This window comes from Dickeya poaceiphila (assembly GCF_007858975.2).
Taxonomy (GTDB): Bacteria; Pseudomonadota; Gammaproteobacteria; order Enterobacterales; family Enterobacteriaceae; genus Dickeya; species Dickeya poaceiphila.
The window spans coordinates 3,094,095-3,119,775 of record NZ_CP042220.2 but is presented as its reverse complement, the minus strand read 5'-3'; the positions used below and the strand labels follow the sequence as shown (position 1 = coordinate 3,119,775).

At 53.5% G+C, this 25,681-nt stretch carries 20 protein-coding genes and 1 pseudogene; 17 read left to right on the top strand and 4 right to left on the bottom strand.

Going from position 1 to position 25,681, the window contains the following annotated elements:
• The first annotated feature begins 34 nt into the window (after positions 1-34).
• The 10 genes from skp to tilS all read left to right on the top strand — a co-directional run bounded on the left by skp (position 35) and on the right by tilS (position 11,102).
• The gene (gene skp, locus Dpoa569_RS13850) at positions 35-532 is read left to right on the top strand and encodes a molecular chaperone Skp (RefSeq protein ID WP_042869156.1); all 498 of its coding nucleotides are present in this window, start codon (positions 35-37) and stop codon (positions 530-532) included.
• 3 nt (positions 533-535) lie between these two features.
• Positions 536-1,558: a UDP-3-O-(3-hydroxymyristoyl)glucosamine N-acyltransferase gene (lpxD, locus tag Dpoa569_RS13845; protein WP_042869158.1), complete on the top strand. Its 1,023-nt coding sequence runs from the start codon at positions 536-538 to the stop codon at positions 1,556-1,558.
• 149 nt (positions 1,559-1,707) lie between these two features.
• Positions 1,708-2,163, top strand: a complete 456-nt coding sequence (fabZ, locus tag Dpoa569_RS13840) for a 3-hydroxyacyl-ACP dehydratase FabZ (protein ID WP_042869160.1) — start codon at positions 1,708-1,710, stop codon at positions 2,161-2,163.
• A 3-nt stretch (positions 2,164-2,166) separates the two neighbouring features.
• Positions 2,167-2,955, top strand: coding sequence for an acyl-ACP--UDP-N-acetylglucosamine O-acyltransferase (gene lpxA / locus Dpoa569_RS13835; protein ID WP_042869162.1), 789 nt, complete (start codon positions 2,167-2,169; stop codon positions 2,953-2,955).
• A gap of 3 nt (positions 2,956-2,958) precedes the next feature.
• The gene (lpxB, locus tag Dpoa569_RS13830; RefSeq protein ID WP_042869164.1) at positions 2,959-4,107 is read left to right on the top strand and encodes a lipid-A-disaccharide synthase; all 1,149 of its coding nucleotides are present in this window, start codon (positions 2,959-2,961) and stop codon (positions 4,105-4,107) included.
• Positions 4,104-4,700 carry a ribonuclease HII gene (gene rnhB / locus Dpoa569_RS13825; RefSeq protein ID WP_042869166.1) on the top strand — a complete coding sequence of 199 codons (597 nt, stop codon included), beginning with the start codon at positions 4,104-4,106 and terminating at the stop codon, positions 4,698-4,700. Before lpxB ends, rnhB begins: the two co-directional genes overlap by 4 nt.
• Before the next feature lie 66 nt (positions 4,701-4,766).
• On the top strand, positions 4,767-8,249 hold the full coding sequence (gene dnaE, locus Dpoa569_RS13820; protein WP_042869169.1) for a DNA polymerase III subunit alpha: 3,483 nt from the start codon (positions 4,767-4,769) through the stop codon (positions 8,247-8,249).
• 12 nt (positions 8,250-8,261) lie between these two features.
• Positions 8,262-9,221 carry an acetyl-CoA carboxylase carboxyl transferase subunit alpha gene (accA, locus tag Dpoa569_RS13815; protein ID WP_042869171.1) on the top strand — a complete coding sequence of 320 codons (960 nt, stop codon included), beginning with the start codon at positions 8,262-8,264 and terminating at the stop codon, positions 9,219-9,221.
• 185 nt (positions 9,222-9,406) lie between these two features.
• Positions 9,407-9,796 (top strand): VOC family protein, encoded by a 390-nt coding sequence (locus Dpoa569_RS13810; protein ID WP_042869172.1) that lies wholly within the window; start codon positions 9,407-9,409, stop codon positions 9,794-9,796.
• A complete protein-coding gene (gene tilS / locus Dpoa569_RS13805; protein WP_042869174.1) occupies positions 9,786-11,102 on the top strand; it encodes a tRNA lysidine(34) synthetase TilS in 1,317 nt (438 codons plus the stop codon). Before Dpoa569_RS13810 ends, tilS begins: the two co-directional genes overlap by 11 nt.
• A gap of 54 nt (positions 11,103-11,156) precedes the next feature.
• Here tilS and rof read toward each other — a convergent pair whose 3' ends face one another.
• Positions 11,157-11,417, bottom strand: a complete 261-nt coding sequence (rof, locus tag Dpoa569_RS13800; RefSeq protein ID WP_042869176.1) for a Rho-binding antiterminator — start codon at positions 11,415-11,417, stop codon at positions 11,157-11,159.
• Positions 11,404-11,604, bottom strand: coding sequence for a YaeP family protein (locus Dpoa569_RS13795; protein WP_013316770.1), 201 nt, complete (start codon positions 11,602-11,604; stop codon positions 11,404-11,406). Before Dpoa569_RS13795 ends, rof begins: the two co-directional genes overlap by 14 nt.
• A gap of 238 nt (positions 11,605-11,842) precedes the next feature.
• Here Dpoa569_RS13795 and Dpoa569_RS13790 point away from each other — a divergent pair, with 238 nt between their 5' ends.
• Both Dpoa569_RS13790 and Dpoa569_RS13785 read left to right on the top strand, forming a co-directional pair.
• Complete coding sequence (locus Dpoa569_RS13790; RefSeq protein ID WP_042869179.1) at positions 11,843-12,391, top strand: YaeQ family protein; 549 nt, start codon at positions 11,843-11,845, stop codon at positions 12,389-12,391.
• A 46-nt stretch (positions 12,392-12,437) separates the two neighbouring features.
• Positions 12,438-13,040: a copper resistance protein NlpE N-terminal domain-containing protein gene (locus Dpoa569_RS13785; protein WP_042869181.1), complete on the top strand. Its 603-nt coding sequence runs from the start codon at positions 12,438-12,440 to the stop codon at positions 13,038-13,040.
• 82 nt (positions 13,041-13,122) lie between these two features.
• Here the strand turns inward: Dpoa569_RS13785 and mutS are convergent, their stop codons facing one another.
• A complete protein-coding gene (gene mutS / locus Dpoa569_RS13780; RefSeq protein WP_042869183.1) occupies positions 13,123-15,681 on the bottom strand; it encodes a DNA mismatch repair protein MutS in 2,559 nt (852 codons plus the stop codon).
• Between the two features lie 243 nt (positions 15,682-15,924).
• Here mutS and Dpoa569_RS13775 point away from each other — a divergent pair, with 243 nt between their 5' ends.
• Both Dpoa569_RS13775 and Dpoa569_RS13770 read left to right on the top strand, forming a co-directional pair.
• Positions 15,925-16,140: an RING finger protein gene (locus Dpoa569_RS13775; RefSeq protein WP_179943818.1), complete on the top strand. Its 216-nt coding sequence runs from the start codon at positions 15,925-15,927 to the stop codon at positions 16,138-16,140.
• 101 nt (positions 16,141-16,241) lie between these two features.
• Positions 16,242-16,910: pseudogene (locus Dpoa569_RS13770) on the top strand (substrate binding domain-containing protein); the annotation flags it as partial.
• Between the two features lie 279 nt (positions 16,911-17,189).
• On the opposite strand, the gene fhuA reads toward Dpoa569_RS13770, so the two are convergent.
• Positions 17,190-19,364 carry a ferrichrome porin FhuA gene (fhuA, locus tag Dpoa569_RS13765; protein ID WP_042869185.1) on the bottom strand — a complete coding sequence of 725 codons (2,175 nt, stop codon included), beginning with the start codon at positions 19,362-19,364 and terminating at the stop codon, positions 17,190-17,192.
• A gap of 593 nt (positions 19,365-19,957) precedes the next feature.
• On the opposite strand from fhuA, the gene Dpoa569_RS13760 reads away from it, so the two are divergent.
• The 3 genes from Dpoa569_RS13760 to Dpoa569_RS13750 are packed head-to-tail and all read left to right on the top strand — an operon-like array spanning position 19,958 to position 25,655.
• Positions 19,958-21,082: an efflux RND transporter periplasmic adaptor subunit gene (locus Dpoa569_RS13760; protein ID WP_042869187.1), complete on the top strand. Its 1,125-nt coding sequence runs from the start codon at positions 19,958-19,960 to the stop codon at positions 21,080-21,082.
• A 12-nt stretch (positions 21,083-21,094) separates the two neighbouring features.
• Entirely contained in the window at positions 21,095-24,187 is a 3,093-nt protein-coding gene (locus Dpoa569_RS13755; protein ID WP_042869188.1) for an efflux RND transporter permease subunit, read from the top strand.
• Complete coding sequence (locus tag Dpoa569_RS13750; RefSeq protein WP_201765203.1) at positions 24,174-25,655, top strand: efflux transporter outer membrane subunit; 1,482 nt, start codon at positions 24,174-24,176, stop codon at positions 25,653-25,655. Before Dpoa569_RS13755 ends, Dpoa569_RS13750 begins: the two co-directional genes overlap by 14 nt.
• Positions 25,656-25,681 lie beyond the last annotated feature (26 nt).

The window sequence follows — 25,681 nt, the reverse complement described above, 5'->3', positions numbered from 1 at the left end:
CAGCGTAGAAATACTTAGGGTGAGGAGTTTTAAAGTGAAAAAGTGGTTGTATGCCGCAGGGTTAGGTTTAACGCTGGCTGTTTCTGCCGGTGCTCAGGCTGCTGACAAGATTGCAATCGTCAATGTTTCCAGCATCTTCCAACAGTTGCCGCAGCGTGAAGCAGTGAGCAAACAACTGGAAAACGAGTTCAAAGGCCGTGCCTCTGAACTGCAGTCCATGGAACGTGCCTTGCAGGAAAAAATGCAGAAGCTGCAGCGTGATGGTTCTACCATGAAAGCCAGCGAGCGCTCCAAGATGGAAAGCGATGTGATGGCTCAGCGTGAGCAGTTCTCCAGCAAAGCTCAGGCGTTCGATCAGGACAACCGTCGTCGTCAGATGGAAGAGCGTAACAAAATCCTGAGCCGTATTCAGGACGCGGTGAAAGCGGTTGCCTCCAAGCAGGGTTATGACGTAGTTATCGATGCGAATGCGGTTGCCTATGCTGACAACGCGAAAGACATCACTGCAGATGTGCTGAAACAGGTTAAATAATTCATGTTTTCAATTCGACTGGACGCCTTGGCTCAACAGTTGGATGCACAATTACACGGTGATGGCGACATTGTCATCACCGCTGTTGCTTCTATGCATTCAGCGCAGGCAGGACAGATTACGTTTTTATCCGATAGCCGCTATCGCGAACAATTGAACAGTACTCTGGCTTCAGCCGTGGTATTGACAGAAGCTGATTTGCCGTTTTGCAATACAGCGGCGTTGGTGGTAAAGAATCCTTATTTGGCCTATGCGCGTATGGCGCAGTTGATGGATACGACGCCAGCACCGGCACAGGGAGTCGCGCCCTCTGCGGTGATTGCTCCAGATGCGCGTTTAGGAGATGGGGTTTCTGTTGGCGCGAATGCGGTTATCGAATCCGGCGCAGAGCTGGGTGACGGTGTCGTCATTGGTGCCGGCTGTTTTATTGGCAAGAATGTCCGCATTGGGTCAGGTACCCGTCTGTGGGCTAACGTCACTATCTACCATAATGTTGTGTTGGGTGAGCAGTGCTTGATTCAGTCCGGTGCGGTAATCGGCTCGGATGGGTTTGGGTACGCCAATGATCGTGGCAATTGGATCAAAATTCCCCAGTTGGGAACGGTCATCATCGGTGATCGTGTTGAGATTGGCGCCAGCACTACTATTGATCGTGGTGCGCTGGATGACACCATTATTGGTAACGGTGTCATCATTGATAACCAATGTCAGATTGCACACAACGTTATGATTGGGGACAATACCGCAGTTGCTGGTGGGGTAATCATGGCGGGCAGCCTCAAGGTTGGCCGGTATTGTATGATTGGCGGTGCCAGCGTGATCAATGGTCACATGGAGATTTGCGACAAGGTCACAGTCACAGGGATGGGTATGGTCATGCGGCCAATCACTGAACCAGGGGTGTATTCTTCTGGTATCCCGTTGCAACCAAACAAGGTCTGGCGCAAAACAGCTGCGCTGGTGATGAATATTGACGAGATGAGTAAGCGGCTCAAAGCTGTCGAGCGTAAGCTCGAAGACCGTTAATCATCTGTATTCGCAACCGCTGTTTCGGATGCAAGACTGACGCCTATGTGCGTAATTTTTATTTGCGGCCTGCAGGTGTTCCTTCCTTGTTTGGGGAATGTGCAGGCCGTGTTGTTAATGCTATCGTTTTTATTGACAGGAAGAGTATTTTGAATACAGACACGCATACTCTGCATATCGAAGAGATTTTGGATCTACTACCGCACCGCTATCCGTTTTTGCTGGTGGATCGTGTACTGGATTTTGAGAAAGGAAAATTCCTGCGCGCGGTAAAAAATGTCTCTTTTAACGAGCCGTTCTTTCAGGGGCACTTCCCTGGCAAGCCGATTTTCCCTGGTGTGTTGATTCTGGAAGCCATGGCACAGGCTACCGGTATTCTGGCGTTCAAGAGCCTGGGAAAACTGGAGCCGGGCGAACTGTACTATTTCGCCGCTGTGGATGAAGCGCGTTTCAAACGGCCTGTAGCGCCTGGCGATCAGATGATTCTGGAAGTTGAGTTCATCAAAGAGCGCCGTGGTATTGCACGTTTCAAAGGCGTTGCTAAAGTTGATGGTGAAGTAGCTTGTGAAGCGGAAATGATGTGCGCTCGTCGTCGGGAGGGCTGATTAGTGATTGATCAAACCGCCTTTATTCACCCCAGCTCCATTGTTGAGGATGGCGCAGTTATTGGCGCCGGTGTGCATATTGGACCGTTTTGCCATATTGGTTCGCAGGTTGAGATTGGCGCAGGTACGGTGCTTAAGTCTCATGTCGTTGTTAACGGCATCACCAAAATTGGTCGTGATAACGAAATTTATCAGTTTGTCACGATTGGCGAAGTCAACCAGGACTTGAAATATGCTGGTGAACCGACGCGCGTTGAAGTGGGTGATCGCAACCGTATCCGTGAAAGCGTCACCATTCACCGAGGTACGGTGCAGGGCGGTGGGTTGACTAAAGTCGGTAACGATAACTTGCTAATGATCAATACGCACATTGCTCATGATTGTGTTGTCGGCAACCGCTGCATTCTGGCGAATAATGCTACCTTGGGCGGCCATGTTTCCGTTGATGATTTTGCAATTATTGGCGGTATGACAGCTGTGCACCAGTTCTGTGTGATTGGTGCACACGTGATGGTAGGCGGTTGCTCTGGTGTGGCGCAGGATGTCCCTCCGTATCTGATAGCACAAGGCAATCATGCCACGCCGTTCGGTATCAACATTGAAGGACTGAAACGTCGTGGGTTTGAGAAAGAAACTCTGCACGCTATCCGCAACGCTTATAAGCTTATCTATCGCAGCGGCAGAACGCTGGATGAAGTAAAAGCTGATCTTGAAGTACTGGCGGCGGAACACCCGGCAGTACAGGCCTATCTTGATTTCTTTACCCGCTCGACGCGCGGCATTATTCGCTGAGTCATGACACAACGTCCTTTGATTATCGGTCTGGTCGCCGGAGAAACCTCCGGCGATATTCTTGGTGCGGGTTTGATCCGTGCACTGAAAGCGCACGTACCGGATGCCCGCTTTGTCGGTGTGGCAGGGCCGCTTATGCAGGCAGAGGGATGTGAAGCCTGGTACGAGATGGAAGAGCTGGCGGTGATGGGGGTGGTTGAGGTGCTTGGGCGCCTGCCGCGTTTGCTTAAGATTCGCCGCGACCTGACACAGCGTTTCAGTACATTACAGCCGGATGTGTTTGTCGGTATCGACGCCCCTGATTTCAATATCACTCTGGAAGGCCGTCTCAAACGCAATGGCATTAAAACTATCCACTATGTCAGCCCGTCAGTGTGGGCATGGCGGCAAAAACGCGTTTTCAAGATAGGCAAAGCTACGAATCTGGTATTGGCATTTTTGCCGTTCGAAAAGGCGTTTTACGACCGCTTCAATGTACCTTGCCGTTTTATCGGCCATACCATGGCTGATGCAATGCCGTTGCATCCAGACAAAGCGGCGGCTCGTCGTACCTTAGGGGTGGCGGAAGCGGCGCGCTGTCTGGCGATGTTGCCTGGCAGTCGGGGGGCGGAAGTGGAAATGCTGAGTGCAGATTTCCTGAAAACGGCGAAGTTATTGCGGCAAACTTACCCTGAACTGGAAGTGCTGGTGCCGCTGGTTAACCAACGACGTCGTGAACAGTTTGAAAGAATTAAGGCTGACGTTGCGCCAGACATGACTATCCGGCTGCTGGACGGGCAGGCGCGAGAAGCGATGATTGCCAGCGATGCTACATTGCTGGCATCCGGTACGGCGGCGCTGGAGTGCATGTTGGCGAAGTGCCCAATGGTGGTTGGATATCGTATGAAATCCTTCACGTTCTGGCTGGCAAAACGATTGGTTAAAACCTCGTGGGTATCATTACCCAATCTGTTAGCCGGGCGTGAACTGGTCAGGGAATTGTTGCAGGATGACTGCACGCCTGAAAAACTTTCGGCGGCGTTGCTGCCCTGGCTTGCTGGCGGCGAAGCGACGCAGCAATTGCAGCAGGCGTTTTTACACCTGCATCAGCAGATTCGATGCGACGCCGATGAACAGGCGGCGCAGGCAGTACTGGAGCTGTGGCGGTCATGAGTGAGGTTTTTGTTTATCCCAAGGCGCATTGCATTGCGGGTGTGGATGAGGTAGGGCGTGGCCCGCTGGTGGGTGCTGTGGTGACAGCGGCGGTGATTCTGGACCCTAACCGACCAATTGTCGGGCTGGCGGATTCTAAAACACTTAGCGAGAAGCGCCGTCTGGCGTTATATGACGAGATTCGTGAAAAGGCGTTGGCCTGGAGTCTTGGTCGTGCTGAACCGGAAGAGATCGATTCACTCAATATTCTACATGCCACCATGCTGGCGATGCAGCGTGCAGTTGCCGGGCTACCGATTACGCCGGATTTTGTGCTGATCGACGGCAATCGTTGTCCGGCCCTGCCGATGCCATCACAGGCTGTGGTCAAGGGTGACAGTCGTGTGGCGGAAATCAGTGCAGCCTCGATTCTGGCCAAAGTGACGCGGGATCGTGAAATGGAAGTGCTGGATCAGCAGTTTCCTGAGTATGGATTTGCGCAGCACAAAGGGTATCCTACAGCATATCACCTTGAAAAGCTGGCGACGTTAGGCGCCACCCTTCATCACAGGCGTAGTTTTGGCCCGGTTAAGCGGGTGCTGGGTCTGGCGTAACGCAACGCATAATATGCCTGAAGATGTGCATCAGGCTGGTTACTGAAAAGATTATGGGATCCGGAAATGGCCGAACCACGTTTTGTTCACCTGCGTGTTCACAGTGACTATTCCATGATCGATGGGCTGGCTAAGACCGGCCCGTTGGTAAAAAAAGCCGCAGCACTGGGAATGCCAGCGCTGGCGATCACCGATTTTACTAATCTGTGCGGATTGGTGAAGTTCTATGGCGGCGCGCATAGTGCCGGCATCAAGCCGATCATCGGTGCCGATTTTTATCTGCAGAGTGAAGAGCTGGGCGACGAGTTGGCGCATCTCACTATTCTGGCGATGAATAACGAGGGTTATCAGAACCTGACGCTGCTGATTTCTCGCGCCTATCAGCGAGGGTATGGCGCTGCCGGGCCTACGATTGATAAGGCATGGCTGGTGGAGCATCAGGCTGGGTTGCTGCTTCTGTCCGGCGGTCGTCATGGCGATATCGGCAAGTTTCTGCTGCGCGGCAATCAGGCGCTGGTGGAACAGAGCGTCGCTTTTTATCAGCAACATTTCCCCCAACGGTTTTATCTGGAGCTGATTCGTACCGGTCGACCGGATGAAGAAAGCTACCTGCATTCGGCAATAAAGCTGGCTACGGCACACGGCTTGCCGGTCGTTGCCACCAACGATGTCTGTTTTATCAGTCCGGATGACTTTGAAGCGCATGAAATCCGCGTGGCGATCCATGATGGTTTTACGCTGGATGACCCCAAACGTCCCCGCAATTACAGTGCGCAGCAGTACATGCGCAGCGAAGAGGAGATGTGCGAGCTGTTTGTCGACATCCCTGAAGCGCTGATTAACACGGTAGAAATTGCCAAACGTTGTAATGTCACTATCCGGCTCGGCGAATATTTCCTGCCGCAATTTCCTACCGGCGAGATGTCGACTGAAGACTATCTGGTGATGTGCGCCAGAAAAGGGTTGGAAGAGCGACTGACATTCCTGTTTCCGGATGAAGCGGTGCGCGCCCAGCGTCGCCCGGAATACGACGAGCGTCTGGAAATAGAACTCAACGTTATCAACCAGATGGGCTTCCCCGGTTACTTTCTGATCGTGATGGAGTTTATCCAGTGGTCCAAGGATAACAACGTGCCGGTAGGTCCGGGGCGCGGCTCCGGCGCCGGTTCTCTGGTGGCGTATGCGTTGAAAATAACCGATCTGGACCCGCTGGAGTTTGACCTGCTGTTCGAGCGTTTCCTTAACCCGGAACGTGTGTCGATGCCTGACTTTGACGTCGATTTCTGCATGGAAAAGCGCGATCTGGTGATCGACCATGTAGCGGACATGTATGGTCGTGATGCGGTGTCACAAATCATCACCTTCGGTACCATGGCGGCGAAAGCGGTGATTCGTGACGTTGGCCGGGTATTGGGGCATCCATACGGATTTGTTGACCGTATTTCCAAGCTGGTGCCGCCTGATCCGGGGATGACGCTGGAGAAGGCTTTTGCCGCTGAGCCGCAGTTGGGCGAGATCTACGAAGCGGACGAAGAGGTCAAGGCGCTGATCGACATGGCGCGCAAACTGGAAGGGGTAACCCGCAATGCCGGTAAACACGCCGGTGGCGTAGTGATTTCCCCCACCAAGATTACCGATTTTGCGCCGCTATATTGCGACCCGGAAGGTAATCACCCGGTCACCCAGTTCGACAAGAGTGATGTGGAATATGCCGGTCTGGTGAAGTTTGACTTCCTCGGTCTTCGTACGTTGACCATCATCAACTGGGCGCTGGAGATGATCAACGCCCGGCGCGCTAAGCAGGGGCTGGAGCCGGTAGATATCGCCGCCATTCCGCTGGATGACAAGAAAAGTTTCGACATGCTGCAGCGCTCGGAAACCACGGCGGTGTTTCAGCTTGAATCGCGCGGCATGAAAGATTTGATCAAACGTCTTAAGCCGGACTGCTTCGAAGACATGATCGCGCTGGTGGCCCTGTTCCGTCCGGGACCGTTGCAGTCAGGGATGGTGGATAACTTCATCGACCGTAAGCACGGACGTGAAGAGATTTCCTACCCGGATATCCAGTGGCAGCATGAAACGCTCAAGCCTGTGCTGGAGCCGACCTATGGTATCATCCTGTATCAGGAACAGGTGATGCAGATTGCCCAGGTACTGGCCGGGTATACCCTTGGCGGTGCGGATATGCTGCGTCGTGCGATGGGTAAGAAAAAGCCTGAAGAGATGGCCAAACAGCGCTCCGTATTCAAAGAGGGCGCGGAGAAGATGGGCGTTGACGGCGAGCTGTCGATGAAAATCTTCGACCTGGTGGAGAAGTTCGCCGGTTATGGCTTCAACAAATCGCATTCGGCTGCCTACGCGCTGGTATCGTATCAAACACTGTGGCTGAAGGCCCATTATCCGGCGGAGTTCATGGCGGCGGTGATGACCGCCGATATGGACAACACCGACAAGATAGTTGGGCTGGTGGATGAATGCTGGCGCATGGGGCTGAAGATTCTGCCGCCAGACATCAACAGCGGTTTGTATCATTTCCACGTCAATGATGATGGCGAGATTGTCTACGGCATCGGCGCTATCAAAGGTGTGGGAGAAGGGCCGATTGAAGCCATCATTGAAGCGCGCAATAACGGCGGTTATTTCCGCGATTTGTTCGATCTGTGCGCCCGTACGGATATTAAGAAACTGAACCGGCGAGTGCTGGAAAAACTGATCATGTCCGGTGCGTTTGACCGGCTTGGGCCTCACCGCGCCGCGCTGATGAATTCACTGGTGGATGCCATGAAATCAGCCGAGCAGCACGCGAAGGCAGAGGCCATCGGTCAGGCGGATATGTTCGGCGTACTGGCGGAAACGCCTGAGCAAGTGGAGCAGTCCTACAGCACGGTGCCGCCGTGGCCGGAGCAGGTGGTGCTGGATGGTGAAAGGGAAACGCTGGGGCTGTACCTGACCGGGCACCCCATCAATCAGTATCTGAAGGAAATTGAACGCTACGCGGGAGGCGTGCGGTTGAAAGACATGCACCCCACGGAGCGGGGAAAAATGACCACCGCCGTTGGACTGGTACTTGCCGCCAGGGTGATGGTAACCAAACGGGGCAACCGTATTGGCGTCTGCACGCTGGATGATCGCTCTGGTCGTCTGGAAGTGATGCTGTTTACCGAAGCGCTGGAAAAATATCAGCACCTGCTGGAGCAGGACCGTATTCTGATAGCCAGTGGACAGGTCAGCTTTGATGACTTCAGCGGCGGACTTAAAATGATGGTCAGAGAGCTAATGGATATCAGCGAAGCGCGGGAAAAATATGCGCGCGGGCTTGCTATCTCGCTGACTGACAGGCAAATTGATGACCAACTGTTAAACCGTCTCCGTCAGTCGTTGGAACCCCATCGATCGGGGACGATTCCGGTGCATCTCTATTACCAGCGCCAGGATGCGCGTGCCCGGCTACGTTTTGGTGCGACTTGGCGTGTTACGCCTACTGATGTGTTGCTGAATGATTTACGTACCCTGGTTGGTAATGAACAGGTAGAACTGGAATTTGACTAAAATAGGAATACTATGAGTCTGAATTTTCTTGATTTTGAGCAGCCGATTGCAGAGTTGGAAGCGAAGATTGATTCCCTGACCGCAGTCAGTCGCCAAGATGAAAAATTGGATATTAATCTGGACGAAGAAGTTAAGCGTCTGCGTGAAAAGAGCGTGGAACTGACGCGTAAAATCTTTGCCGATCTGGGTGCCTGGCAGATTGCCCAACTGGCACGCCATCCGCAACGTCCTTATACCTTGGACTACGTTCAGCATATTTTCTCTGACTTTGACGAATTAGCTGGTGATCGCGCTTATGCCGATGACAAGGCTATCGTCGGGGGTATTGCCCGTCTTGATGGACGTCCGGTGATGATTATTGGTCATCAGAAAGGCCGCGAAACCAAAGAAAAAATCCGCCGGAACTTCGGTATGCCAGCACCGGAAGGTTATCGCAAGGCGCTGCGTCTGATGGAGATGGCTGAGCGCTTCAAAATGCCGATCATCACCTTTATTGATACCCCTGGCGCCTATCCGGGTGTGGGTGCAGAAGAGCGCGGTCAGTCCGAAGCCATTGCCCGTAACCTGCGCGAAATGTCCTGCCTGCGTGTGCCTATCGTTTGTACGGTGATTGGCGAGGGTGGTTCCGGCGGTGCGCTGGCTATCGGCGTTGGCGACAAAGTTAACATGTTGCAATACAGCACCTATTCGGTGATTTCGCCGGAAGGCTGTGCTTCTATTCTGTGGAAAAGTGCTGATAAAGCGCCGCTGGCAGCAGAAGCGATGGGGATTACCGCCCCGCGCCTGAAAGAGCTGAAACTGATTGATTCAGTGATTTCTGAGCCGCTGGGTTCAGCCCATCGTGACGTGGCGGCGATGTCTGCGTCGCTGAAATCTCAGCTGTTATCTGACCTGAGCGAACTGGATACGTTGAGCGAACAGGAACTGCTGAACCGCCGTTATCAGCGTTTGATGAATTACGGTTACTGCTGATTTAGCTCGCTGTATGCCAGAAAAGTCCGCGATTGGAAACGATCGCGGACTTTTTGTTATGCTAATAGCGGTTTTTTATGTGATGCATCATCCCAACGCGGCGGCGATTGCCTGACCCGAATATTTCTCCTCACTCACATCACATCGACGAGCGTGGTGGTGCGCTACTCAGGAGAACCAACCTTATGCTAACACTGCTGGATATCCATCATATTGCGATTATTGCCTCGGATTATGAGCGCAGTAAGTGTTTTTATTGCGATGTGCTTGGTTTCACGCTGCAACAGGAAGTTTACCGTGTGGCCCGTGATTCCTGGAAAGGCGATCTGGCCCTTAATGGCCGTTATCTGATTGAACTGTTTTCATTCCCCTCGCCGCCGGCACGGGTTAGCCGACCGGAAGCCTGCGGGTTGCGTCATCTGGCGTTTGCGGTTGACGATGTCGAACAGGCGGTGATTGCGCTGAGTGAGGCGGGGGTAAATTGTGAACCGGTGCGCACAGACGAATATACCGGTCGCCGGTTTACGTTCTTTGCCGACCCGGACGGATTGCCGCTTGAATTGTATGAACGCTGATATCGATATTTCCTCTGAACTGCTGACGGTGATTGATGCGCAGATTGTCACCGATGGGCGCTACCTGGTGGCTTACAGCGGCGGGTTGGATTCCACTGTATTGCTGCATCTGATGACGCGCTTGCGCCAGCGGGCCGTATCATTGCGGGCGGTGTATGTGCATCACGGCTTGAGTTCGTACGCCGATATGTGGGCTGAGCATTGTCGTACCCAGTGTCTGAACTGGCGGGTGCCGTTTGATGCGCTGCGGGTTCAGGTGGATGCGCGTGATGGTGGTGTCGAAGCCGCAGCCCGGTCAGCACGTTATCAGGCACTGCAACAGCACTTATTTGATGGAGAAACGCTGTTGACTGCCCAGCATCAGGATGATCAGAGTGAAACCTTCCTGCTGGCGCTCAAACGTGGTAGCGGACCTGCCGGACTGGCGTCGATGGCGGCAACTGCGCAATCAAATGGCGTTCGGCTGCAACGCCCGCTGCTGAGTATCGCTCGTGAACAGTTAGAGGCGTATGCCAGAGCGAATCAACTGCTCTGGGTGGAGGACGACAGTAACGCCGATGAGCGTTACGACCGCAATTTTCTGCGTCGGCAGGTATTGCCATTGCTAAAGCGGCGTTGGCCTCATTTTCCATCGGCAGTAGCACGCAGCGCACAGTTGTGTGCCGAACAGGAACAACTGTTAGATGAACTGTTGGCTGAATCGCTGGTGGCCTTGCGCAATGCCGATGGTGGGTTAAGTGTGAACGCTCTGGTACCCATGAGCGCGACACGCCGGTTTGCTTTGTTGCGTCGCTGGCTGGCGGAGCAAGGAGCACGTATGCCTTCTCGCGAGCAACTGAACCGATTATGGCAAGAAGTGGCGATCAGCCGTGATGATGCCAACCCTTGCCTGCAACTTGGTACCTGGCAGGTTCGGCGGTTTCGTCATTATCTCTATTTATTGCCGATGATGACGCCAGTAACCGACTATGTGTTACCGTGGCAACCGACAATAGCTCCGTTGCCATTGCCGGATAACCTGGGTCAACTGCGGCTATCGACGCAGGGAACCAGGGTAAGACAGCCACGTGATAATGAAACCGTTACTGTACGTTTTGGTTTTCAAGGGTATGTGCAGATAGTGGGACGCACACATGGTCGCCCGATGAAGAAATTATGGCAGGAACTGAATGTTCCGCCATGGCTACGGGAGCGTACGCCGCTGATATTCTACAACGATCACCTGATTGCGGCGGCAGGGCGATTTGTGACGCGTGAAGGAGAGGTGATGCTGGATAGTTGTGGATGGTTTATTGACTGGTGCTGATGGAAATAAAAACGGACAACCAGCGTTGTCCGTTAGTGTTGGTGAGGCGGTTTGTCAGGGTTCGCTGACCACTACTTTACCAATCTCAGGGTGACTAAAGCTAAGAATATGGTCGAGACGGAGTTCGTGCAGCTGGCCCGAATTTTCAATCACCAGATATTCGATGTTTTTTCGAGAGACCATATCACTGGCTTTACCGACCACGACCTCGCCGGATCGCAGTTCAACCGTTAACGTCAGATGCTGCTGACAGGTGGCTTCCAGGTTATCGTAATCATCACAATTGATGGGTTGATATTCATTACTCATTGACATAATCGCTCACCAATAAGTTAGCGGCGGCATAGGCCGCCTGTTCCCTGACAGAGGATGGTAATTCGCTGTTTGTCGCGATGCCATCCAGGGTTTTCAACACACAACCCAGCGCATCGGGTATAAATCCCAGATCGCCACTGGCGATCTCTGCGTACAGACGGCGTACTAATTCACTGTATTGTTGCACAATATCCTCCCTTAGAGCTTAGCCCGGTAGCGATTCATGCACACTTCATTGTTATCGTGACTGCAATGTAATTCTACGAAGATAAGCTCTCCTCTTCTTTTCGACTATAGCATAGGCCCCGGCAGGTTATCAGCATAATGCAACTGCATATTCTGCTGTTATTACCCGGTATGTGCGTGTGACTGTGATGTATGTCGCAGCTGAGGTAGACTAATGCCTCTGTGAAAAGGGGTAAATAATGGCCTTAAAAGCAACGGTTTATAAAGCCAACGTCAATATCGCCGATATGGATCGCGCGTTTTTCCAGGATGTCAGCCTGACACTGGCTCAGCACCCTTCCGAAACTGATCAACGCATGATGCTACGGTTACTGGCGTGGATCTGCCATGCCGATGAGCACTTGCGTTTTACCAAAGGATTGTGTGCGGATGACGAGCCGGAAATCTGGCGGCATAGCGATGATGGGCAGGTGACGTTATGGATTGAACTGGGGCTGCCGGATGAGAAACGGCTGAAGAAAGCCTGCAGTCTGTCACCTGCCGTAGTGCTCTACGCTTACGGTGAACGTGCCGCCAGGGTTTGGTGGCAAAATATGGCCGATAAAGCGGGGGCGCTGTCTAATCTGACGGTATATTTTTTGGATGATCAGCAACTGGCGAATCTGGCCATGCTGGCGCAGCGTACCATGACATTGCAGGCGACGTTGCAGGAGGGAACTATCTGGCTATCTGACGATCAGAATAATCTGGAATTGTCGTTCAGTAACTGGCAAATCGCCCAAGGTTAAGGATGATCTGACAACATGCCAGCACAACAGCGCAGGAGAATAAAAGATGAAAAAACTGGCGACAGGGGTGATGCTTGTTGTTTTATTATCAGGGCTGATGGGATGCCATTCCCGTACTCAGATTGAGGAGCAGCCATTGCGCCCGATGGCGCAGTATTATCGCGGTAAGTTGCCTTGTGGTGCGTGTGGTGAGATAGACGCTTCACTGTTTCTGAACGCGGACGGCAGTTTTGTCATGCAGGAGAGTTATCCATCAAAGACTGACCGCCAAAAAACCGTTGCAGAGTTTGGGCATTGGAGCCGTACTGCCGAACGCCTGGTGTTAACCGATAGCGAGGGTGAGAAACGCTATTTCCGTGCGTTAGACAATGACCTGGAAGCGTTGGACGATGATGGTCAGTCATTGGGGCGTGATGCGCAGCGTTACCGGTTATTGGCGGTAGAGAAACAGAGCAAGCCAATCGTACCCGTTTGCCTGAGCCGTTTTTTAGGTCGAGATGTGCACACGATCATGGCATCGGTTGAGCGGTATATGACGGTGCAACCGGATGAGCACGTTTTTTCCATTACCTCCGTGCCAGTGAGCACGGAGGTTCGCGTGAGCTATGACTCTCATTCCCGCGTGATGAGCCATCCTGTGACGCTGTGACGTCGTTTTGTGCTGCCCAAGCCAGCAGGTTGACATTGTAAGCGGAGATCGAAACGCTGTCGTTCTCCGCTTAATGACTTCTTTACATCATGCTTTTCAGTTTATACAACCAGTCCAACGCCTGACGCGGCGTCAGCGTATCCGGGTCGATGGACTCCAATGCTTCCAGCGCTGGTGAGGGGTCTTCTGGTGCGAGCAATGCAAGTTGCGAACCATCGACATGACTGGCCGACGCATGGCCTGCCAGCGACTCCAGCTCTTTTAGCTTTTGTCTTGCCCGTTTGATCACCTCTTTGGGGACGCCAGCCAGCGCCGCTACTGCCAGACCATAACTCTTGCTGGCTGCCCCCTCCTGCACACTGTGCATAAATGCGATGGTGTCGCCATGTTCCAGTGCGTCGAGATGGATGTTGATGACGCCTTCCATTTTCTCCGGCAGATTGGTGAGTTCAAAGTAGTGGGTGGCGAATAAGGTCATCGCCTTAATGTTGTTCGCCAGCGCTTCGGCACAGGCCCAGGCCAGTGACAGACCATCGTAAGTGGATGTACCGCGACCGATTTCATCCATCAGCACCAGACTGTGTTCGGTGGCGTTATGCAAAATATTGGCGGTTTCCGTCATTTCCACCATAAAGGTTGAACGACCGGAAGCCAGGTCATCAGCAGCGCCGACACGGGTGAAGATGCGATCCACCGGACCAATCACCGCCTGCTCGGCTGGGACGTAACTGCCGATATGCGCCAGCAAGACAATGAGTGCCGCCTGTCGCATATAGGTACTTTTCCCGCCCATATTGGGACCGGTGATGATCAGCAGCCGACGTTGGGGAGAGAGCGACAACGGGTTGGCAATAAACGGTTCGCTCAGCACCTGCTCGACCACCGGATGGCGACCACCGGTAATTCTGATCCCCGGTTTGTCGCTCAGTGTCGGGCAGACATAATTCAGCGTGTCGGCACGCTCAGCCAGATTGCTGAGTACATCCAGTTCCGCCAGTGCGCCCGCGCTTTGCTGTAGTTCTGCCAGATGTGGCAGCAACAGCTCGAATAACTCGTCATACAAGGCTTTTTCCAGCGCCAGCGCCTTGCCTTTCGAGGTCAGTACCTTGTCTTCGTATTCTTTCAGTTCGGGAATGATGTAGCGCTCGGCGTTTTTCAGCGTCTGGCGGCGAACATAGTTCATCGGCACCAGGTGGCTTTGCCCACGGCTGACCTGAATATAGTAGCCATGCACGCCGTTGAAACCGACTTTCAGCGTGTCGATGCCGAGCCGGTCACGCTCTCGAATTTCCAGTTTTTCCAGATAGTCGCTGGCACCGTCGGCCAGCGTTCGCCACTCGTCCAACTCGTCGTTGTAGCCGCTGGCGATAACGCCGCCATCGCGCACCAATACTGGCGGCGCTTCCACTACTGCACGTTCCAGCAGGTCGCGCAGCTCATCGAAATGACCGACAAACCCGCGCAATTGCTGTACCGCTTCGGCGTTGACCGTTTCCAGCAGGGCATGGATGTCCGGCAATTGTTGAAACGCGTGGCGCATTCTGGCCAGATCGCGCGGACGAGCTGAGCGTAATGCCAGGCGCGCCAGAATACGCTCCAGATCGCCTACCTGGCGTAGAAACGGTTGCAGGTCAGTTGCAATGTCTTGCAGCGCACCAATAGCTTGCTGACGCAACAGCAGCGCCTGAGTATCTCGAATGGGGGCGTGCAGCCAGCGTTTGAGCATACGGCTGCCCATCGGAGTAACGGTACGATCCAGTACCGAGGCCAGCGTGTTATCGCCGCCACCGGACAGGTTTTGCGTCAGTTCCAGATTGCGGCGTGTTGCGGCATCCATGATGATGCCATCCTGCTGGCGTTCCATGGTAATGCCACGGATATGCGGCAGCGATGTCCGCTGAGTATCTTTGGCGTACTGCAACAGGCAACCTGCGGCGCGTAGCCCCAGACGGGCCTGTTCTACGCCGAAGCCGGTCAGGTCGCGGGTGCCAAATTGCAGATTCAATTGCTGGCGAGCCGTGTCCAGTTCGAACTCCCACAATGGCCGGCGTCGCAGTCCATGACGGTGCTCAATCAGGAACATGGCTTCAAAGGTTTCGGGGTAAAGCAATTCTGCCGGATTGGTGCGTTGCAGTTCTGCCGCCATAGTTTCCTGATCAGCCGGTTCTACCAGCCGAAAACGGCCAGAGCTGATATCCAGCGTGGCATAACCGAACCCGCGGTTTTCCTGCCAGATAGCGGCCAGCAGGTTATCCTGTTTTTCCTGTAACAGGGCTTCATCACTGATAGTACCGGGGGTGACGATACGGACTACTTTGCGCTCTACCGGCCCTTTGCTGGTTGCCGGGTCGCCAATCTGCTCGCAAATCGCTACGGATTCACCTAATTGCACCAATTTTGCCAGATAGTTTTCTACCGCATGATGAGGAACACCGGCCATTGGAATCGGTTCGCCAGCTGAGGCGCCGCGTTTGGTTAGCGAGATATCCAGTAACTGCGACGCGCGTTTAGCGTCGTCATAAAACAGTTCATAGAAGTCGCCCATGCGGTAAAACAGCAAAATATCGGGATGCTGAGCTTTCAGCTTCAGATACTGCTGCATCATTGGCGTGTGGGCGTCGAGACTCTCTGGTGTACTCATCGGTTTGTGATGTCCGTCTTCTTAAGTTTTAATGAGTTAATGATGGTGGTTGTGCTCATTCGTTCTCATCAAATCCTGTGTTTTATTGCTGGCCGGTCTGGTTATCACCCGATGATAGGGGGAATGTACAGCCAGCATGGTTTTCATTCGTATGCAGGCAGCATGATAACGGAGTCTTTATGGCAGTAAAATAAGAGGGACTGCCACATTCTTCGAGCGTGATCGAAACAATCGTGTTTGGTGATGGTGGTGACGTTGCTATCGATGAAGGTCGAGGTCTGCGCGGCTGATGGGGTAAAACTGGCGTTAAAACCTTTTTTCCACCGTTACACCAACCCTGTTACCGGCAAACTTGCACAGGTCAAAATTGGTAACTTTCCACAGACTTCTATGTTGCTGCTCGTCTTAAATTCAACGAGTAGTTCTGGTCAAGGAGCAGTTGAGCGGATTCGTGTTTAAACTCTGCGCTGAAATTTCTTCTTTTCAGTGGGACACCGGTATTGTTCTGAGGTGAGCATATCACCTCTGTTCAGGTGACCAAATTCAGTGTGCCACTACAGTTGCGTGATGCTGATGAGATTGAGCAGCTAGCAAAGCGCGCTCGTGCAGAACCCGCAGGAATATTGAGAATTGCGACATCTTTGCCGATCGGTATTCATATGATCGCCCCGGTTATTCCGCAGTTCTGCGCAATTTATCCAAAAGTGAAGATTGACTTACGGTTAAGTGATCACGTGATAAGTATCGTTGATGAGAATATTGATATTGCCGTTCGACTCGGCGATCTCGCGGATTCAAATCTTTTGTCACGCCACCTTTCTCCATATCACCTGGGTTGTTATGCTTCGCCTGAATATTTGGCCAGGCACCCCGCGCCAGGACACCCGAATGATCTAACGGAGCACAAAACGGTCAATCTGCGTTACCAGCATACTGGGCAGGTTTTTCGCTGGCCGTTCCGGGTTGGCGAGCAGGAGATAGAAATTGTGCCTTCATCTAATATCATCGTTGATGCAAGTGAAGCCGTTGTAGCGGCAGTTGCTGCCGGTGCAGGAATAGGAATGGCCGCGAGCTTTATGGCTGATTCGTGGGTAAAGGATAAAAAATTAGTTCCTCTGCTGACGGACTTTACCGTAGAGCGGCATAATATTTCGGTACTGTGGCATGAAAGTCGTCGTTCTAATCCTGCTGTGCGGGCATTTCTGGATCATCTTTTTGGACATTTTTAAATTCTTATTACTGGTCTGGGCATTTTCAGGTCATCAAGATGATGATGGTCCGCTGCTGTCACGAAGCGAACCTACTGAAGAACCGCGAGGTCTGCTATGAGCGAAAAGCGGAAGTTCGCTGACCCTGAGAAAGTACTGGTTATATTTGTTTCGACGAGCGACGAATACGGGACGCATTTATGAGGATTTATTGCCGCACTTTTGAACTGTGCGGCAATAAAATTAACAGATAAACGCTCCTCATGATAAAAAACTATTCATTCCAGGAAGCGCTATTTTTCAGAATTTAAAGGTGGCTGTCGCTGTAATCTGACGTTCAGCTCCGTAATAGCACGCTGTTGTGGCGTAACACGCAGCCACATATTTTTTATCAAAGAGATTATTGACGTTGACCCCTACATTTGAGCCCGGCAGGTTAAATCTGGCCAGATCATATTGGATTGCTGCATTCCAGATGGTGTAGGACTTCACGTTGAAGGTGTTAGCGGTATCACCTTCAGTTGTTCCGATATACTGTCCTCCGAGTCCTAACGTCAATCCGCTCAGTGCGGTTTCGTGAAAAGTGTAGTTCCCCCACAGTGTTGCCATATTTCTTGGAATTTCAGAAGGGCGATTACCCTGGTATAACGTGTCTTTGGTGTATTCTGCATCTGTATATGAATAACTCCCGATAACATCCACATTTTCAGTTAACGACGCTTTGGTCTCAAGCTCAATCCCCCTTGACCGTATTTCACCGTTTTGCACTGAATAATAGATATGTTCTGGGTCAGTGCTCAGGTTTTTATCTTTAGTTAACTGAAATACAGATAACGTTGCCGAAATAGCTCCATCATTAGGGATATATTTGACGCCTGCCTCATATTGTTTAGCGCGTGACGCCTTGAATGTATTACCGGCATAGTCGGTGCCGCTGGTTGGCAGGAACGATTCACTGTAGCTGAAATAAGGTGAAATACCGTTGTCAAACAGGTAATTCACGCCCCCACGCCAGGTAAATTGATTGTCGTCCTGTTTGGTCACAGCATTGTCGCTCAAGCGATTGACCGTGTCTGTTTTAGCCCAATCGTACCGTCCGCCCAGGGTTAATACCCAACGATTCCATTCAGCCTGATCTTGTAGATACAGTCCGGTTTGCTCCTGGCGGTCTATCTGGCTACTGTAACTGAAATACTGCACTGCGGTATTACCATAAACAGGATTAACCAGATTCAGACTTGATGCCAGACCAAGCGCATGATCAACGTCATTTCGGGTGTGGCGATAATCCACCCCCATCAACAGCGTGTGATCGACAGCATCTGTAGAAAACGTGCTTTGTGCCTGAGTATCGACTGCAAAAGTCGACAAATCCTCCTTGAACACCAATGCCCCTCGCGCTAGCTGAGTGGGGTCAAACATGGAAACACCACTGCCATAGATGGTCCTGTAATCCATATTGACCGTTCCGTAGCGCAGATTCTGACGTATGGTCCAGTTATCGTTAATTTGATGATCGAATGTATAACCGACTAACTTCTGATTTCGGGAAATTTTATTGTAGCCCGGCTCGCCATCATTAAAGTTGGTCGGCAGCTTACCGCTGACCCCGCTAGTCACGGTCCCTTCTTTAGGTAGATAGCCGAACCAGCCAACATCCGGTTCATTGAGAAAGTTGCTTAAAAAAGTAAAGCTGGTTTTGTCATCTGGACGCCAGGTGAATGACGGCGCTATCGAATAACGTTTTGCCTTTTCACCGACTTGTTGCTGATCCTGATCGCTGGCCACCCCCGTCAGTCGGTACGTTAATCCCCCTTTATCGTCAACCGCGCCGCCAAAATCAAAACCGGTTTGAAAAAGATTATGGTTCCCGGCCTTAAACTGAATTTCACGTATAGTTTCCGCGGTTGGACGTTTGCTCACCAACGCGATAACCCCACTGGGATCACTCAGGCCGTATAAGACTGACGCGGGGCCACGTAACAATTCAGCGCGTTCCAGCATATAAGGGTCAACCTGAAATGACGCATAATCGTCACTCTGTAGTTTGAGTCCATCAAGGTAAATATTATCCGCAATCTGGCTAAAACCCCGAATATTGATGGAATTGAATAGGGTTGTTGAGCCTCGGTTGTCAGTCATCACGCCAGCTGAATAACGAAAAGCGTCTTTCAGGTTTGGAGGATCGAGCAGATCCATTTCTTCACGAGTCACTACGGTGACTGATTGTGGTGTTTTACGTAACGGTGTATCCGTTTTGGTACCCGTCGCACTGCGTTTTGCCACCATAGAGCCTACCGGGCCCCATGCATTTTCTGAAGAATGATTCTGACCATTGGCAGTGACGGTCAGGGTATCTTCGGTGGTGGAGGACGGAGCATTGTCTGCCGACATTGCGGGAAATGACAATGAACTGATAAACGCACTGATCATGACAGCAGACGGTCGTTTAACAAAAAATCCTCGAAATTTCATGTGTGTATGAACTCATTTGGTTTAAGTGAGAAGTCGTGTTAAGAGATTTATCCGGACAACGCTGTCAAACGCATGTCCTACGTCACCTGCTTCAATATTTTCCTGGCGATCAATATTGATGCTTATGTACCCCGCACCTGGGCCTGCCATCTTCTTGTCGCCAACCAAGCGCTATCACTCGCGTTCTGTTCTGAAAATAAGCAAACGTTTCCGCGGTAGGACGCTGGTGCATCAAGTTTCCGGAAGAATAAAATTCGCAGTAACAATCAAATAAAACTCATTCTCATTTAACAATGAGAGATCATGTTTCGATAGCGAAATACAGCCATATAGTTGTTCAATTCCGCCAAAGTGGTGTTGATGAAATCTTTGGCTGGAATGCGAAATAACATGACAAATTTTCGCAACTGCTCGGCATCTTCAAAAAGTTAGAGTGACCCTCTGAATGCCTCAACGTGAGCAAATTCACGCGTAAGCAAAGCCAGAAACTCAAATTTATGAGGAACATCAATGTCTCCACGAAATATTCGCGGGCAGGTAATACAGCCCAAGTCACCAACCTTGTTCATTTCCCCGTGCAAAGGTGAACCCTTATGAGCATCGGGATGAATCGCCATGTGAAGCCTGCGGCCATCAGCATAGTTGGTCTCATTGTCGTCTTCAGCCTGTTGTACACCTGGCGGGCCAGTCGCAGCAGTGGTGGTGCAGAATATCAGGCGCTACCGCCTATACCGGTATCGACGATCCGCGCTGAACTCCGTAGTGTTGCAGAGCAACTTCAGGCTGTGGCCAGTTTGCAGGCTGTGCGCGAAGTGTTGCTTTCGCCAGACACGTCCGGGCGTGTGACCGCGATTAACTTCGACGCGGGCCAGTTTGTGAGGGAAGGGGATGTACTGATACAGCTCTACGATGCGCCTGAACAAGCGGACCGACTCGCTGCCAAAGCCAAAGCTGATTTTGCGCAACTGCAATTGCGACGTTCGCAGGCACTGGCCTCTACGGGGGCCGGATCCCGCGAACTGCTGGAGCAGCGCATGTCGGAAGCCGCCCAGTCCGCCGCTGAGGTCAGGCAACTGGACGCGCGTATACAGCAAAAGGCTATTCGTGCGCCGTTCTCCGGTCAGCTTGGTATCCGTCGTGTCAATCCTGGTCAGTATCTTAACGCCGGTGATGAGATAGCCTCGCTGACCCAACTCGACCCACTCTACGTTAACTTCACGTTGCCTCAGCAGGATCTCCCCAAATTGACGCCTGGTGCATCCGTTCAGGTCACGGTAGATGCGGCACCGGGGCGGGTATTCACGGCTAAAGTCAGCACCATCGACCCTCGAATTGATAGAGAAACACGTAACATCGCCATTCAGGCACTGTTACCCAATGCAGACCAGTCTCTGAAATCTGGCATGTACGCGACGGCGCAGCTGACATTACCCGCCAGTAACGATGTCATTGTGTTACCTCAGACGGCGATCCAGACCTCGGCTTCTGGCGACAGTGTGGTACTCGTGCAAAGTGTGGATGCTCAAGGGATCGGTAAAACGGTCGCTGTTCCGGTTATTACGGGTCGGCGACTTGGGGAAGAAGTCGTGGTGACACAAGGCGTTAAGGCGGGTGACATCGTGGTGACAACGGGTCAGAACCGGCTCCCGCCAGGCGCAGTCGTGAAAATCAGTACCACGGCCTCTGCGGCCGTTGACTCTGCCGCCAACGCAAAATAGGAAGGCAACATCGTGCACCTCACTGATATTTTCATCCGCCGACCTATCCTGGCGCTGGTCGTCAGCCTGTTAATCCTGCTGATGGGGATCACTGCCGTCTTCCAGTTACCGGTGCGTCAGTACCCTTACCTTGAAAACGCTACCATTAGCGTGAGTACCACTTTGCCGGGCGCAACCCAGGAAGTGATGCAGGGGTTCGTGACCACGCCGATCGCGCAATCCATCGCCACGGCCAGCGGCATTGAATACCTCAGTTCGACCACTAAGCAGGGCAAGAGCGAGATCAAGGCGCGCCTGGTGCTCAATGCCAACGCCGATCGAACGATGACGGAAGTCCTCGCCAAGGTGCAGCAGGTCAAGTACCAGTTGCCGGCGGGCGTCACCGATCCGGTCATCAGTAAGTCCACTGAAGGCGGCACGGCGGTGCAGTACATCGCCTTTTACAGCAAAACCCTTTCGATCCCGCAGGTGACGGATTTCGCCTCCCGGGTGGCGCAGCCGCTGTTCACGAGTATTCCGGGCGTGGCCTCGGCCGACGTCTATGGAGGCCAGGCGCTTGCCATGCGCATCTGGATCGATCCGGTGCGGCTGGCCGCGCATGGACTATCGGCCGGAGAGATTGCGGCCGCGCTGCGCGCGAACAACGTGCAGGCCGCACCGGGCCAGCTCAAGAGTTCCCTGACCGTCACCAATATCAGCGCCACCACCGACCTGCGCGGCGTGGAGGACTTCCGCCAGATGGTCGTCAAGTCCAGCCCAGAAGGCGGTGTGGTGCGGCTGTCGGATGTCGCCACGGTGGAAGTCGGCGGGCAGAACTACAACAACCTGTCGTTCGCGACAGGCGTCCCCGCGATCTTTGTCGCCTTGCAGCCCACGCCCGATGGCAATCCCCTGGAGATCGTCAAACGGGCCAACGAACTGTTGCCCAAAATCCGCGCGATGGCGCCGCCGGGGCTCACTGTCGCCCCCAACTACGACGTGGCACGTTTCGTCAATGCCTCCATCGAAGAAGTGAAGCACACGCTGGTCGAAGCCATCGTGATTGTGATCGTGGTGATATTCCTGTTCCTCGGCACCTTCCGCGCCGTCATCATCCCGGTGGTCACTATCCCGCTGTCGCTGGTCGGCACCGCGGCACTGATGCTCGCCTGCGGCTTCTCGATCAACCTGCTGACACTACTGGCAATGGTGCTGGCGATCGGCCTGGTGGTGGACGATGCCATCGTCGTGGTGGAAAACATCCATCGCCACATTGAAGAAGGATTGTCACCCGTGCGTGCGGCGTTGCTCGGCGCTCGCGAAATCGTCGGACCGGTGATCGCCATGACCATCACGCTGGCGGCGGTCTACGCGCCCATCGGTATGATGGGCGGGCTGACCGGCGCACTGTTCAAGGAGTTCGCCTTCACGCTGGCCGGCTCGGTGATCGTATCGGGGGTTGTCGCCCTGACGCTCTCGCCGGTAATGAGTTCGATGCTGCTCAGTTCCAGGCAAGGCGAGGGACGGTTGGCGAAGCGGGTCGAACACTACATGGAAGGTCTGACTGCGCTCTATGGGCGAATGCTGGCACATACACTGGCGGCTCGCGGCGCGGTCCTGCTGGTCGGCGTAGTCGTGCTGGCGGCTATCGTGGTGTTGTTCGCCGGCGCCCGTCGCGAACTGGCGCCGACTGAGGATCAGGGCGCCGTCATCGTCGTTACCAAAGCACCGCAATATGCTGGCGTGGGCTACACCGCCCGCTATGCTCAACAGATCGAAAAACTGTTCGAGCAAATTCCCGAGTTCGACAGCAGCTTTATGAACATCGGCGACGCCGCCGGCGGCCAAAATATGATGCTCGGCGGCGCCATCCTGAAGGACTGGTCGGGACGCAAGCATTCGGCTACCGAAATCCAGGGCCAGATTCAGGCAGCTGGCGGCACCATCGAGGGCGAGACGCTGACCGCCGTGCAATTGCCACCGCTGCCAGGCTCTAGCGGTGGCCTGCCGGTGCAGATGGTGCTGCGCTCACCCGATGACTTCAAGACGCTGTACGAGACCGGCGAGAAGATCAAGGCTGCCGCTTATGCCAGTGGCCTGTTCCTTTACGTGCAGAACGACCTGTCTTTCGACAGCCCGCAGGCGCACATCACCATCGACAACGTCCGCGCCAGCGAAATGGGCGTAACTATGCAGTCGATTGCTGATACCCTGGCCGTGCTGGTCGGCGAAAACTATGTCAACCGCTTCAACTTTCACGATCGCTCCTACGATGTGATCCCGCAGGTGCGCGGTAGCGAACGTATGACGCCAGAAGACCTGGGACGCTTCTATGTCAAGGCGACCTCTGGCGCGCTGGTGCCGCTATCGACCGTGACCCGCGTCGACATGCGTCCGCAGGCCAACCAGCTCACCCAGTTCGGACAGATGAACTCCACGACACTGGAAATGTTGCCCGCGCCGGGCGTCAGCATGGGCGAGGCGGTCGCATTCCTGCAATCACAGGCATTGCCACCCGGAACCAGTGTGGACTGGCTCAGCGACAGTCGCCAGTTCGTACAGGAGGGCAACCGCCTGCTGGTGTCCTTCTGCTTCGCCCTTGTGGTTATTTTCCTCGTGTTGGCAGCGCAGTTCGAGAGCCTGCGCGACCCGCTGGTGATCCTGGTGACGGTTCCACTGGCGATCTGTGGCGCACTGGTACCATTGTGGCTGGGTTACGCGACGCTCAACATCTACACCCAGATTGGACTCGTCACCCTGATAGGGCTGATATCCAAGCACGGAATTCTGATGGTCACGTTCGCCAACCACATTCAGCACCATGAAAATATCAGCCGTATAGAGGCTATAGAGAAGGCGGCGACGGTGCGTATGCGTCCTGTGTTGATGACAACATCGGCGATGGTCGCTGGTCTGGTACCGCTTTTATTCGCTGATGGGGCAGGTTCTGCCAGCCGATTTTCCATCGGTATCGTCGTGGTGATGGGGATGCTTATCGGCACCTTCTTTACGTTGTTCGTACTTCCCACAATTTATAGCTTCGTTGCTAAGGATCATCGGGCAGTCGCGGAAAGCCCCCGTGCACGCGAACTCGCTACTACGGAGGCACCTGATGTCGAACTCTGATCTGTTTTCTGCCCACACCGACGCCATGGGCATCGCTCTGCGTCGGGCCTTGTTTCCCATTTTGCGTGCTACTTTCCTGACCACTGCCGTCGCCAGCTTTATCACCGGTTGCGCCAGTGGCCCCGATTACCATGCGCCTGCTTTACCTCAAACCGCAGCAGGTCCTTTTGTCAGCAAGTCGGACCATACGGATACGGCGCACTCTCTGCCATCTGAGTGGTGGAAATTGTACGATGACCCCATTCTCAACAATCTGGTGCTGGAAGCACTGTCTGCCAATACCGATCTGCGTGTTGCTCTGGCTAACCTTGAACGTGCGCAGGCTGTTTACAAGGAGGCACAAAGTGGCTTGCTTCCATCGACTAACGTATCGGGCGGAGCAGGTTACGGGCGTGACCAGACCACATGGACGGGGGCCGGGCAGGCACCTACCCAGTGGAGTTACAGCGGTGGACTTAACGTCTCTTATGAACTGGATCTGTTTGGCCGGGTGAGACGTGATATTGAAGCTGCACAGGCTGACACTGATGCTGTCGCTGCTGACTACGATGCAGCGAAAGTGATTGTGGTCGCTGCAACGACACGGGCCTACATCGATGCCTGCGCCTATGGTGAATCCATCAATGTCGCGCATTTGTCCGTTGAACTGGCCCGACACAGCCTGGATCTCATCAGCAATCAGGCGCACGCCGGTGCGGCATCAAATCTGGATGTGGAGCGGGCCGGTGTGACGCTGGCTCAGGCCGAGGCCTCTCTACCGCCGTTACAGAGCCAGCGGGATACCGCGTTGTTCGAGTTGGCTGCATTAATGGGCCGCACGCCATCGCAGGTGCCGGTTTCTGCACGTGACTGCACCAGAGCGCCGGAGATCGCGGGAGTGCTACCGGTCGGTGACGGCACCGCATTGCTGCGTCGTCGCCCTGATGTGCGGCAGGCCGAACGCCAGTTAGCTGGCGATACTGCACGCATCGGCGTGGCAGTGGCTGACCTTTACCCAAGGGTTTCACTGGGTGCTTCAGGAAACTACCTGCGTAATGACTATCTGACAGGCAATCGCACCTGGTCTTTCTCAGTCGGTCCGCTGATTTCCTGGTCATTCCCGAACATGATGGTGGCGCGTAGCCATCTTGCTCAGGCGAAGGCACAAACCGCAGCATCGCTGGCTCACTTTGATGGCACCGTACTGAATGCGCTGAAAGAGTCTGAGCAAGCATTGAGCGCCTATCGTGCAGCGATACAGCAGCGTGAGTCGTTGGTTGATGCGCGTAATCGTGCAGAGAACGCCTTCCGGTTAGCTCAGCAGCAGTACCGTGTTGGATCGATCAGTTACCTTGATGTGATCGTCGCGCAGAAAAACCTGATAGAGACGAAATCACAGGTGGCCGCAGCTGACCAACAGGTCGGTTCCGCGAGGGTTAGCGTATTCAAGGCGCTGGGTGGCGGATGGGAGCAGGGCAGTATCCAGTAACATCTTGATACCGGTGCGATGCCAAT